Below are 13061 nucleotides of genomic sequence, written 5' to 3' on the forward strand. Positions count from 1 at the left end.
ATTACTTCCACAAGCAACCACGGAGATTTTCTCTACTTCTAAAAGCAAACTTAACTCCGTCTTGCTTGAAACCGTCTTGTTCCAATACGATAAAATACTTAGTATTGTAAATTGCAATAAGAATTGCTACGTGCCCGTACTTGTTGGTTTTACTGCTATTCCAAATTAAAATATCCCCACGGCTGTAATCGGCAAGTGCGGAATCTACAGTAACATTCAAATTGGTGCATTTATCGAAAATATCCTTTGCACCACCATCAGCACCAAGAGCAGGAAATTGCTCAACACCGTAAACATCGTGAATATACTGGCGAGCCAAATCAACACATTGAAATGAACCGTCTCCCTTAAAATCCTTATCCTTATAATCTACTTTCTTCCCAAGATAAGTGTTAATAAATGTGGTCAATGTCATTCTTCTACCTTTCCATACAATTCTTTATCGTGTTTAATTGTTGCCTCGAGTTTTGAATACTCTAAATAGAACTCTGCAAGCAAATCAACAGACTCTTTCGGGATGTTCCAAGACTCATCTTCGTTGATTGTTCTTTCAAGAGCAGGGAATTTTGGACAGTCGTAATTAGGAATTACATATTTATAAACGACCTTAACGCTTTGGCAAGATGTCATCAGCAGACAACTTACCACTGTGCAAATCATCAATTTTTTCATTGGTTTCTTCCTCTTTCTGATGCTTAAACTGTTCTGATTTCCGATAAAGGTCGAACTCTTCTAACAGTCCATTATAGGCTTCTGTTTTTCTGTCCAATCGGTCTTTCAATTCTTTATTCTTGTTTCTCTGACAAATAAATAATATCAACACTACAAGAAACAAACCTAATAAAACCAATATAGCAATAACAGATGCAGACATAAGCACCCCCTTTATTTCTTTTCTTTTTCTTCCAATTTGGTCTCAACTCTTACCAACGATTTCTGAATATCAGTAAGAGTGAGCATAATTGCATCGATACTTTTATCGGTAGACTTTCTTTCTTCTTCGATTTTTGCCTGTAATGTTTTATGGTCGTTGCAAAACTTAGATGTCTTTTCTTCCACGTCTTTTTCCAATTGTTCAAGTTTTGAAGTGAGTTTTGCCCCTTTCCAAACAAGGGCTAAAACTGGAAGTAAATAAATGACAGTACCAATTACATTGGTTAATACTTCACCGTTCATTTTTCGCCCCCGTCACTTTCACTACTCTCATTCTTGGTAAATAACTTTTGGAAGGTCTTAAATACAGTATCGTAGAAAATCGTTGCTCCCGATACTCCGATAATTCCATAAAGAATCTTCTCTGGCAAATAAAAAGCGATAAGCACCATACAGACACCAACCAAAATGGTTACAAGTGTCCAAACACGCTTACCGCCTTTCTGTATAAGATTCTTAATGATTTCTGTTACACCTACTGTCGCAAGTGCGATTAAAAGTAACTCTGAATAATTGCTTTACCCACCTCTGCAATTATTCTACATCATAATCTTTTACTACGCAACCGAAACTGGTTCGTTTGAAAGATATGATATAATTTTATCAACATCAGCAGATGTAATTTTAATCACACAATCTTTCGGAGCAAACATAGGAATTTTCGGAATTGTAATTGAATATGAATCATATTCGTTCAGCACATTTTTTAATGTCTTTGCGAAAACATCAATATCATACATTCCGTCTTGTTCTTTGATTACACTTGAAACAACAGGACTTTCAAGAAAATAATCGAGAATATCTTGATTCTCTCTCAATGCTTTCTTTGCCATACATAGTGAAAACTTAGAATGTTTATCATCAATGTCATTTATCAAATCGTTGTGAATAAACTTTACAAGTGCATCTGCTATCTGTTTCTTAGTATACATACTACACCTCCGTCTTTACAAGTTTAAGCATCTTCTGACGTTCTTCTTCAAGTCTGTTCAGATGCTCTCTCTCGCTTTCATCAGCCTTTACAAGATGTTTTTTTATAAGGATTCCTGCGTGTCGCAATTCGTCATGTGCCATTTCTTTGTACTGCACATCGTTTGTCTGCTGATACAGTTCCCAATAATTTCTTGCTCCGTCAAGTTCTTCCTCAACATCATCTTCAAGTTCTTCGCAAGCCATAAGCAACTGACCGATAAACAGCGCTTTCATAAAAGTCCTTGAATATGGGTCATATGCGTTTTCGAAGTCTATTTGAGATAATGCTTCTTTGAAATCTTCTTTCAGAACCTCAACGCATTTCATACGCAAACTCTCCTAAACTTTCTTCCGAAAAATTGGATAATCTGAAAATGGCTTGGATCAGATAAATACTGACAGCGAATTACTGTTCTTGATGTCAGCGGATAAGGTCTAAGATAGTTACCGTTACCGTTCATCAAATCGCCCGTCACTGTTCCGTTTGTAATTGTAATCTGCGTTCCGTCTGTTCCGTCTGGAATTGCAGTCGCAAGAAGTACATCAATAATCTGTCCGTTTTCAATTTCAGCAGTTGCAGGAAGTGTGATAGTAGTTACTCCACCTGTGGTTGCAACTGTTGTCGCTCTGTATCTTGGAATACAAGGGTCTATCATAAGCCCTCCCAAAAAATAAGGGAAGTTTACCTCTAATTTCAGCAAACTTCCCTTAATGTATATGTCTACGCTTATACAAGCGGAATCGTCACCTTTAAGGGAATTGAACTATTTCCAAAATGGGAACAGTTAGTTGTAAAGCGGATAACCGTTGCATCCGCAATTGTTGCAGAATGGACTACCACCTGCCGAGTAAGTTGTTGCATTTGGATAGCGTACTACGTTACAGAGTGCGTTCTGCATTTCCAACTGGTTTACTCTGCCCTGTAATGCTTCAATCTTGTTCTGTGCAAGAACATCAAGAATCTTCTGGGTCTGTGCGGTTGTTACAGCGTTGATACTTGCTGTGTTCATAGCACCGTCATAGCGATTCTGTCCGAATCCTTCTGACATCTGCAATTTCAAGTCACCGTTCAACTGGCACTGATTTGCGATTGCCTGTGATACACCTGCGTTTACACCTGCGATGTCTCTTGCAAGTTCAGAATACTTGTCTCCAAGATTTGTAACTACATCGTGGTAAACGTTGTTGGTTGCTGACAGGATTTCTCTCTGATTTGCGGTTGTATTCTGTGCATCAAAACCTCTCTGCATATCAGCACTTAGAGCATTGGTGTTACCATTTCCACCGAAACCGAAACCACCGTTACCCATAAGCAAAGCAAAGATAAGGAAAGCCCAAATAAATCCAGAGCCACCGAATCCGTCACCTCCGAACATCATTGGTGAGCCATTGTCACTTACTGTCATAAGCACCTCCTTTTATATTAAGTTTTTATTTGACCGTCATTTGACTGTAACTTGCTTGTACTGTCAAAATGGGGCAAAAATACCGTGTTTTCGGGGCATTTTAGGGCAAAATACAGTAAATCTTATTTGACTGTCATTTGCTTTTCCAACGTAAAATATGACTTTTTCAGTTGTAAAGGATTTCTTTACAACTGAATTCCGAAGTTACTTGCAAACTGCTTCAAGTCGATTCCTCGCTCTTTTGCAAGGTTCATACAAGTCTGTTTCATATCATTCTCACTTTTTCCGCCAACCATTTCCTGCATCTTTTGGAAAGCCTGTGGATTTTGCTTCATCATTTGGTTCATTCGGTTTTGCAACTGTTGAGTAAGGAACTGGTTCGGATTTTGCATAGCCGACATCATTTGAAACGGATTTATCATTTAGTCCTCCAATAAAGTTTTCTATTTTTGTCAGTCGTGTATTGATTTCTTCAAGTGGGTCTTTTGGTGGTTTCTGTTCTTCGATTGCATATACAAAGAAATCAGCCTGTCCATTGTTGTTCAATTTCTTCAAGTAGATTTTTCCTGTACTTGTATCTACGAACAGATTTGTAGATACTGCATCAATCATAGATGCTTTTGCTTCTTCGATATTCGTAACGAAACGAGAATTAAGTTGTGGTTGTGGTGGCGGAAACGGTAACCACTGTTGCTGATATGGGTACATAATCACCTCTCGATGATTATGCTATCACTATTGAGTTATTAAGAAATGCTGAATAACTGCTTAAATTATGCCGATAAATTACTGTCTTAGGTTTGAATTGGGTTTTCATTTTCCAAAGACATTGGGCTATGCAGTTTGTATAGCCCTTTCTATTTTATCACGAATCAAATACAGTTCTTCGCATATAACCCTTTCACTGAATCCAAGTGTATCTGCAATAAAACCAATGTTCTGCCTTTTCAGATAAAACATTTCAAAGATTCGTGTCTGCCTATCTGACAAAACAATCTTTTCTAACAAGTCATTTACATCTGCTCTTGTAGCAGTCTTAAACCAAACATTTATTTTCCTAACTGTTGCACTCATTTACAACACCTCCCATTATAACAGTAAATCAAAACTGATTAGGAAGGTAGTTGAATTGACTTGAATCGCAACTTGAATTGTTATTTAAGCAAGATGTTTAATATAAAATAACTAACAGCCTTTAAGATTATTGGGTATTATCGTTATTTTCAACGGTTTGTTCAGATTCAGAATTACTACTTTCTTGATGAATAACACTTCCCTGCTCATCAATAACCATTGTGAGTGAATAAGTTACTTTAGGATTTGCAAGAACACTCGCTCTTATCTGATGAAACAGCATAAGAGCATCCTCATACTTTTCTTTCACAGTAATAGCGTTTGCTCTTTGTCCTTCTACTGTTGCAGTTTCAAAAACAAAATAGGTCATAGTTTATTCCTCCTAATATTTTATTATGCTCTCCACTGTACTATGGAGATACACTGCTCGTAAGTATTATATAATCAGTTACACTACTATCAAAAGTTCTTTGTATAGTTTTAGTGTATGAAGTTCCATCAATTGTAAGTGTAATGTTTGCTTCTGCTGAAACGGTTGATGGAGTCTCAATTCCACTCGATGTGATTGACTGATTTATTGTATGTGAACCAAACGTACCTACTATATTTAGAGGTTGTTGAAATGTTACTCCGCCAACTATGTATAGTCCCAATTTATAGTAGGCAAAAAAACCTGTCTTAGTAACACTCATTCGTACACAACCAACCGTTGAGTAAATATTATTCTTTGTAGTCTTGAAATCTCTCAAACTGCTTAACTGTAAACCTGTTAAGTTAAGGTCAGGTTGTGTAGCACTTACATCAACTGCATTGAAATATCTGATACCGTCACTCGTTTTAACAGCCAATGCTCTTGACGTATCAGTCAATTCTGATTTAGCAGTATGACCGAATATTTTATGAGTAGTTCCACTTTTCCGATAGCATAAAGGATGTAAAAAATCAACTGCCATATTTTCACCTCTCTACTCAATCCAAATATCGCCATTAGCAGGAGAACTTGGTGCGGATGTTCTGATTTTGTTTGCAGTTGTAGCAGTTGCAACTGTCTGTGAACCAATATTATCTGCCGTGATAAAGTTCTTCCAAGCAGTCCAAGTTCCACCTGCTTCAGCTCTATATTGAGGAACTCCTGTTGCTGAGTCTGGTAAAAACATCTGTGCTCCCCAACCACCATTATTATCCCAAGACATATGAATAATATGACCATCAGTTGCTGGTTTTTCTGTAGTCATTGTGCTGGTTGCCAAAAAATGTGTAAGAGAACCATTTGTTGATTTTGGATAAAGGTTTGCGGTTGTGGGTCGCATTGTTTCACCTTTTGTCCAAGTTGATGTTGCAGCATTTCTAGCATTGGTTACAAAATATTCTGTATCAATGTAATAATAAGAACCATTATATCTGCACAGATAAGTTCCTGCTGGAAGCGTCTTATTTGATGAACTAGAAACAAGATTGTTTATGTAAATATTCTTTGCACCTGTTGAGTTTACATTAAGCGTAATTACTCCGTTATAAGAGTTAGCGTTAGTAAATGTAATAGGGAATGTTGCACCACTTGCTAATACGAAACCACGCATACTTGCAACCTTTGCTTGTTCTGTACTTGCAGTTGTACAATATGCAGTTCCTCTTGTAAAATCTGCACTTGAAGAGTTACCTGAACACGAACCCGAAGAACCTGTTATATTGCCAGCATAATTTACATTTTTGGTAATAGATGTACCTACAACAGCTGTGACATAAGTATTAGGAAAGGTTACAGTTCTGTTTGAAGCTCTGTCTGATACGTCTCCTGTAGACGCATATTTTATAACAGTATTATATCTATGATAATTTCCTGTAATTTTGCCATAAAGTCTTATTCTGAACTTATTTGTATCAAAAACTTCATAAGTTGCAGTAAGGTCTGCATTTGAATATCTTCCTACACAGTTAAATATTGCTGTGCTAACAGTAGCGTTACTTCCTCGAACAAAGACATAGAAATCTGATATTGTAACTGTTCCTATTTTATCTGAAATAACTGTACCTTCCATACTTATACTATGATTTCCACTTGCAGCAGCTCCTTCAAGCCTTGCAATTTCATAATAACCACTGCTGTATGTATTACTTGAATATACAGTTCCAAAATAGGGAACATTTGAACCAAGAATATCACCACTTATTGTTGCACTTGAACCTGTAATTGCCCCTGCCTGCGAAATACTTGCAGTTGTTGTTCCACTGCTATTTTTTACTGTAAAAGAGCCATATAAAGTTTCTGCAATTGCAGAAGCAGTTGAACCAATTGTCAATGCAATAGACTGTATCTTTGATTTGATGTAGTTCCATAAAGCACTCATAGGTCTACGGTGATATGTTGTTATAGTAGTACCACCGTTAACATATTGTGAAACATAGTAATCATTATCTGTTGGAGTAGAACTACCTGTATCAAGAGCGTTGATAAAAGCATTGCAAGCGTCTTTTGCAGTAGTCTGTCCTGTGCCACCATTCGCAACAGGAAGTGTACCGCTTACACCGATACTCTCTGCATTTGCAGAGCCGTCAAAACTCTGTGCACTAGTTGAGCCAAGTGCTACTTTAAGGTTTCTAGCAGTTTCAAGTTTCTCTGCGGTTTCTGATCCTGCACCAGACTGCCCTTTGAGATAATCAAATGTAAATACTGGTGCTTCGGCTGTTCCGCTTTGAGTTACTGTTGGAGTTCCAACTTCGTTAATATGAGCACCTGCTACTGCAGTAATTTGAGGAGTTGCACCTGCATCTCCTTTGTCACCTTTGTCTCCTTTGTCACCTTTTGCACCTTGCGAACTTGACGTAATAAGGTTGCCATATTCATCAAACTCCAAAGTAGCACCAGATTCAAGAACGTACCTGTATGTTCTAAATTCAGAATCATATAAGATTTTTGTAAATCCTATTCCTGTTCCGTAAGTGTTTCTTCCTGTAACAGTTTCGTAAGGATAGAGATATGCTTTTAAGAACTCCACCGAATACAAAGTATAATAATCATAATAAACAACTTGACTATTATGATTTACATAAGCATTTAAGTAAATCATACTAATATACTGATACACAGAAACCATAGGATTACTTGGTTTAGGAATAGTTATATTTCTTGAACCTTCAAAAACAACATTACCTATAACTGTATACCAAGTATGTATTTCTGGAGTTGTATTTTCAAAATCTATACTTGCTACAATAATGTTATTTACATCGATAAGTTCTTGATTAAGATATATTGCATTTATTTGAAATTTAAGCCAAGCAACACAATCAATTGAATTAGAATGGAAAGGAACTGCAAAAGTCTTATCAGAAATAAAAGAATTGATGTCAATATTTATTGCACTGTCAAAAGGTGTTTTGTATACGTCAAGATGTATAATGCTTGCTGAATAATGCTCATCATTCCAATACTGCCAACTATTCCAAGTTACATCACTTAGCGTTATTACACCAACAACAACTGCATATGTATCAGAATATACCTCATTTTCTTCTTCAAGAAGTTTACAATCTCCATAAATATATAATTTTCCAGAATCCCCAATAATTGTACATGGGTGAGTCATTTCACTTTCACTAAAGAATGCTTCTCTTCCATTAAAAACTGCATAATAACCACTCCAAGTAGTAGTTCCAGAAGTAGATATTCTTATTATATATTGCATCGTTAAACTACTACTTCCAGAAACAAGAATATAAAAATATCCATCATAAGCCCCTACAGAATTTACTGTTAGATTGGAAAAGTCGTTTTCTAAGTCAATATCTGTTACAAAAACAGAAGATGGATTTAATATATTAACTACACATAGTTTATCTTGATTGTTACGAGCTAAAACATAATTATCAAGTTCAAATGGTAATGGGAAAGTTATTGACTGATTTAAACCTTGTAAAGTTTCTATTCTTTGAGTAGAAATGTTAAACAAAAGCCAAGTAACTTCTGTTGACAAATCAAAGCCTATATACACTTTAGAAGAAGTTCCGTAAATTTTATGGAAATATAATTCTTCTGTATCGTGTAATTGGTATTCATCAACAACAGATTCATTTTTATAAACTTTGAGTTTTTTTGAAGAACCAATACTTACTCTATATACATCAGAAGAATTAGGAAGGCTAAAATAGTAAGCATGGCTAAGTGTTTCAGAACTAATTGTTTTTGACTGTCCAGACTTATATGTTCCTTCCTCAACCATAATCGAGTTACCTTCGCTCGATGTTTGGAAGATTATGTTTTCATCTTCATCGTATACTGTAAAAGCGTTTCCGTTTACTGTAACATCACCTGTCGCACTTACTCGGAAATCGTTAATTACGAAGTCGATGTCATATTCTCCTGTCGGAACTCCGTTTTCAATTTGTGGTGTAACTTGAATATACTGATGTTCACCACCAACACGGAAAGAACCTTTTCTTAAGAGCGTGTGTTCATCTATTACTGTATCATTTACAGCCCAATAGTTGTACTGGTCGCCTTGCATAGCACCGTCAGTAATATATCCAAGGTTTGCTGATAAGGCGGCGAGTTCTTCAACGAAAATCTGCTGAACTCCTAATGCACCGTCTAAGCGGACTTTTTCTCCTTGATTATTAAGTTCCCAAGCCTTTACAACGTCTTGTGCAGAAGTTGCTCTTGCTTCAATGTAAGTAATAGAACTCCAAGAACTTTCAGCGAGAATTGTCTTTGCTTTAATGCGGTAAGCATAAAGAGTGTGAACACTTGCGTTTGGCTGTCCGTAAAGTGGTACGCTGAATGAAACGGTAGTTCCTGTTGCAACATTAAGTTTTTCACCTTCGTTTCCTTGCTTGTAGTTATCCAAACTTTCATAAGGATTCAAGCCAAGTGCAGGTGCATACCAAACCAATTCTGACGGATCTGTGATAGGTGTATAAACATTGTTCACTAATTTATACGCTTTTGCAACTTGTATGAGAACTCCTTGACTTCCGTAGATATTATTCTGTTCTGTCCAACGAAGTGTAACACTTCTGCCCGAAGATGTGATATTCAATGTAGGAGTTGTCGGAGTGTAACCAAGATAGCCTGTAACATCTGGGTGTACAACAGCACTGTCAGAATAGCCTGCTTCATTTTTCTCTCTTACTTTTATGCTAAGAGCCTGTACTGTTGCGGTAAGCATTGGCTGAATAGCATACTGATACGATTCGAGAGTTACATCTGATGCTACTAAAGTGTTATCTACATAAATATCGAAGAACTTAGTGCCGTAACTTTCTGTGTCTGCAACAAGAGGAATCTCAATATATTTTTCATAAGCCTTTGGAGCGATTACAGGAGTTGCAATCTCCCAAGTCTTATAATAAGTATCATCAAGAGTATAAGTATTCTGTGTCTGCGTATACGCTTCGGATGTTGCGGTTACAGAGAATATCCAATCATCTTCGATGTCATCAATCTCTGGATAGCCGTCATTTTCTCTATCGAAGTAATAGTAATATGTAAGACTGCGAGTTCCTGTAATTTTCTGTGTTCCGTTTACACTTGCGCTGAATGAAGGTGTTCCGTAGAAATCTCCACTTAAAGACCACTTCAATTCGATGTAATCTTCGAACGGAGTTGCTGTAAGTGTTGGAGCATTAAAGTGCCAAGTTTTATAATGAGTCTTATCATAAGTTGCATTTGCAGAAGTTGCAGACAATCCCGACTGATTAGACACAGTAACAGTAAAGTTCCAAGCACTTGTATCAAAATCGCTCTTTTCTGGATATTCGTTATTCTCTCTGTTGAAATTATAACGATATGAGAATCCTCCAATGCCCTGTGCGATTACAACACCGTTTCTTTTTATTGTGTACAGATTTACACCGAATACACTACTTGTATCACAACTCCAAGTGATATTGATATAATCTCTATACGGAGTTGCTGTAACATTTATCGGTGCGGTCGGTTGCCAAGTAAGATAGTGAGTAAGGTCGAGAGTAACATTTACCCAATCAGAATAATGTCCGTACACATTCATTGTTCTGATTCTTATTGACCAATTCGAGAGTTGAGAGGTTGTAGGATAACCGTCTGTGCTTCGGTCAAAAATATAATCATAGAATGTTTCAGAAGTTACAAAAGTCTGAACTACATTATTCGGTTTTGTTATTTCAACGAGGTAATTCTTTACACTATCATTAAGAGTAGCACCGCCATTTTCCCATTTAACAGAGATTCCGCTTTCCTTTGCAACGGCAGTAGCATTTGACGGAGCAACTGGTGTAGCAGTTCCACCATTTTCGATTATTCCAATGGTTTCTCCAATGGCATTTGCAAGGTCTGATTGTGAAGCAGGAGTACTTACATCTCCGTAATTTATAGGAAGTCCGCTCTGATTTGGGAGAGTGGTTTTCGGATCAAAGTCGTCTACAACAATACTATCTGCATCATAAATCTGTTCATTATAAGGAATGAGCGTTAATTCATAAGTTCCGTCACCATTTTCTTTCTTTCCGAAACAGAGAGTTTCAATTGTTTCTGTTCCATAGAGTCCGAATGATAATACTGCTCCTTCTTCTATAATGCTATTTGCAGTTTCAGCACTATCGAACATAAGTACATTGTGCTCTCCCGATGCAGAGAATCTAGCAAGTTTTTTCTTTATGATTACAGGTTCTCCGTTTGTGTTTACACCGTTTATTTGAACACCATAATTTTCGTTTACATGAGCAACTGTGAACTTTACATCGGTTTTAATACCTGTAATGAGGTTGTTATCGTTCTTGATAAGTTCTACAACTTCTCCACCCTCTCCGATACCAACGCTGATTATAGGGCTTTGAATTGTTATAAGACTACCAATTTCAGCAAGTGAACCTTCGGTAGTTACCTTTGCTTGAAGGGTTTCTGGTCTTAATTTCTTACAAGCCTGCTGATATAAACTTAATGCCTTTGCGTGATATGGGTCTGAAATATATGGCATTTCTACATTCTCAAGAACATCAGAACTTGACAAGGCAGGACTTCCGTAAGGTTTTACTGCAATTGTATCTTGCTGATAATAATTCAACGCAGAAATGTACTTTACACTCTGACCGTCTGGAAGTACATCAAAACTCTTTGTCAGTGTAAGCGATAACAAGTTGTTATTATTCAAAGTAAGCAGAGGTATAGACTGTGGCTTATCGGTATAAATACCGTACTTCTTTCCGTTGAGGATAATAAAACTCTTTGCGGTCTGTAAAATAGTGTTTACAAGGTCGATTGTTTTTGTACTATTTAATACAGCACCGTCACAATAATGACGTTTATCGGAAATGCCTCCTGCAAATGTCCTTGTTTCTTCACAGAGTTCATACAGTTCTCCAAACTGCTGTAAGTCGATTTTGTTTGACTCCATATAATCAATACCTTCTGTGAGATTGTATCTGTATATAGGGTCTTTATAATCTCCTGTCATTACCATTAAAGAAAGTGATGCTGGGTTTCGTGTCGGCGCTAGAGTTTTGCTCCACCCTGTTCCATCGAATGTTCTTGCCTTTGAAGTAGCGACGAGATTTATTTTATCAAAATTACTCTGTAAATCATCAGTTACCTTAATAGAGAATCCAAGTCTTGCAGTCTTGTTTCTTTCTCTTTCATTCATAGGTGCTTGTCTTTCATAACTTGTTGATTGACCTTCCCAATCTGTTTTTGAATAATCATAGCACCAACTTCGAATTGCAGTAAAATAACACTTGTCTATTATCTGTGCAGAATCTGTAGTTGAAGGATTACAACGAGAGATTCTGAACTCGATTACCTTCGATTCACAAGTCTTTATATCACTCTTTGGGAACGCAATACGGTAAACATATCTTAAGGTTTTTGCCTTTTGGTTTTTGAATACCATATATCCGTGTTCTTGGTCGTAGATACCTCTGTTTGTAGATTCTGACATCTTCCACTTCTGACCCACGTTATCACCTACAATCCAAGTGTTCCCGTTATCAAGAGAATACTCGATTTTTACATCAACTTCTGCATCCTGTTTTTCACCCTTATCGTTATATCCGATAAGACCTGCAAAAGACACTTCGAGTTCTACTATATTTGCATATCGGGCAGAGAACGCATAAACATAATTTGCATTTCCTTCTACATTCTTAAGTTCTGCATTAAAGTTCTCTTGTACAACTTTCTGATTATACAAAGATACTTCGTTCGCTCCCTGCTGTATTTCAAGTTGAGTGTAACTTGATTTTTCTGGGTCTACTTCGCCTGTAACTGGATCAATGTATTCATAAGGATATTTTTCTGATGTAATTTCAAGAGCACCGTTCTCAACATTTCCTATATTACTTGCAAGAACTTCGTTTCCTATACTTACATCTTTTATATCGAGGTTGTTATATCCGATTAAATACAGACAGTGATATATCATATTTTCACCGTCTTCTCCACTTATTGTTGTGTAAGGCTTTCCAATTACATAAGGAACAAAATAAGTCTTTCCTAAAATAAGAGGTATACACTTTCCTAAAGCACTCTGATTCTTCGAGCCTTGTATTGAAGGAAGATTTTCTATTTCTTCTTGATTGTTAGCAGTATCTACATCTGGAGTAAGCCATTTTTTCAATCCTTCTTTAAGTAATTCAGCGAACCCCTTGCCTGTTACCATTCTAACAACAAGTTCACTAACACCAAGAACAGCAACTCCAATAAGT

The 13061-nt window shown here is 36.7% G+C and carries 13 protein-coding genes; all 13 read right to left on the minus strand.

The features are described 5' to 3' along the window. Position 1: 1 nt before the first annotated feature. The 13 genes from BMY21_RS02225 to gpJ all read right to left on the minus strand — a co-directional run bounded on the left by BMY21_RS02225 (position 2) and on the right by gpJ (position 13015). The gene (locus tag BMY21_RS02225; RefSeq protein ID WP_074640466.1) at positions 2 to 415 is read right to left on the minus strand and encodes a CHAP domain-containing protein; all 414 of its coding nucleotides are present in this window, start codon (positions 413 to 415) and stop codon (positions 2 to 4) included. After that, positions 412 to 630, minus strand: a complete 219-nt coding sequence (locus BMY21_RS02230; RefSeq protein ID WP_074640468.1) for a hypothetical protein — start codon at positions 628 to 630, stop codon at positions 412 to 414. The genes BMY21_RS02225 and BMY21_RS02230 overlap by 4 nt, the downstream gene beginning before the upstream one ends. Beyond that, the gene (locus BMY21_RS02235) at positions 608 to 874 is read right to left on the minus strand and encodes a hypothetical protein (protein ID WP_074640470.1); all 267 of its coding nucleotides are present in this window, start codon (positions 872 to 874) and stop codon (positions 608 to 610) included. Before BMY21_RS02235 ends, BMY21_RS02230 begins: the two co-directional genes overlap by 23 nt. Positions 875 to 885: 11 nt before the next feature. Further along, positions 886 to 1176 carry a hypothetical protein gene (locus BMY21_RS02240; RefSeq protein WP_074640472.1) on the minus strand — a complete coding sequence of 97 codons (291 nt, stop codon included), beginning with the start codon at positions 1174 to 1176 and terminating at the stop codon, positions 886 to 888. A 314-nt stretch (positions 1177 to 1490) separates the two neighbouring features. After that, a complete protein-coding gene (locus BMY21_RS02245; RefSeq protein ID WP_074640474.1) occupies positions 1491 to 1865 on the minus strand; it encodes a hypothetical protein in 375 nt (124 codons plus the stop codon). Between the two features lies 1 nt (position 1866). Beyond that, positions 1867 to 2232: a hypothetical protein gene (locus tag BMY21_RS02250; RefSeq protein ID WP_074640475.1), complete on the minus strand. Its 366-nt coding sequence runs from the start codon at positions 2230 to 2232 to the stop codon at positions 1867 to 1869. Beyond that, positions 2229 to 2561: a hypothetical protein gene (locus tag BMY21_RS02255; protein ID WP_074640477.1), complete on the minus strand. Its 333-nt coding sequence runs from the start codon at positions 2559 to 2561 to the stop codon at positions 2229 to 2231. The genes BMY21_RS02250 and BMY21_RS02255 overlap by 4 nt, the downstream gene beginning before the upstream one ends. A 129-nt stretch (positions 2562 to 2690) precedes the next feature. Further along, complete coding sequence (locus tag BMY21_RS02260) at positions 2691 to 3311, minus strand: hypothetical protein (protein WP_074640479.1); 621 nt, start codon at positions 3309 to 3311, stop codon at positions 2691 to 2693. 276 nt (positions 3312 to 3587) lie between these two features. Continuing rightward, the gene (locus BMY21_RS02265) at positions 3588 to 4019 is read right to left on the minus strand and encodes a hypothetical protein (protein ID WP_074640480.1); all 432 of its coding nucleotides are present in this window, start codon (positions 4017 to 4019) and stop codon (positions 3588 to 3590) included. Between the two features lie 126 nt (positions 4020 to 4145). Then, complete coding sequence (locus tag BMY21_RS02270) at positions 4146 to 4385, minus strand: hypothetical protein (RefSeq protein WP_074640482.1); 240 nt, start codon at positions 4383 to 4385, stop codon at positions 4146 to 4148. A gap of 127 nt (positions 4386 to 4512) precedes the next feature. Beyond that, on the minus strand, positions 4513 to 4755 hold the full coding sequence (locus BMY21_RS02275) for a hypothetical protein (protein WP_074640484.1): 243 nt from the start codon (positions 4753 to 4755) through the stop codon (positions 4513 to 4515). 40 nt (positions 4756 to 4795) lie between these two features. Beyond that, positions 4796 to 5338: a hypothetical protein gene (locus tag BMY21_RS02280; RefSeq protein ID WP_074640486.1), complete on the minus strand. Its 543-nt coding sequence runs from the start codon at positions 5336 to 5338 to the stop codon at positions 4796 to 4798. Between the two features lie 12 nt (positions 5339 to 5350). Beyond that, positions 5351 to 13015 (minus strand): TipJ family phage tail tip protein, encoded by a 7665-nt coding sequence (gene gpJ / locus BMY21_RS02285; protein WP_074640488.1) that lies wholly within the window; start codon positions 13013 to 13015, stop codon positions 5351 to 5353. Positions 13016 to 13061: the final 46 nt, after the last annotated feature.

This window comes from Treponema bryantii (assembly GCF_900111035.1).
Taxonomy (GTDB): domain Bacteria; phylum Spirochaetota; class Spirochaetia; order Treponematales; family Treponemataceae; genus Treponema_D; species Treponema_D bryantii_C.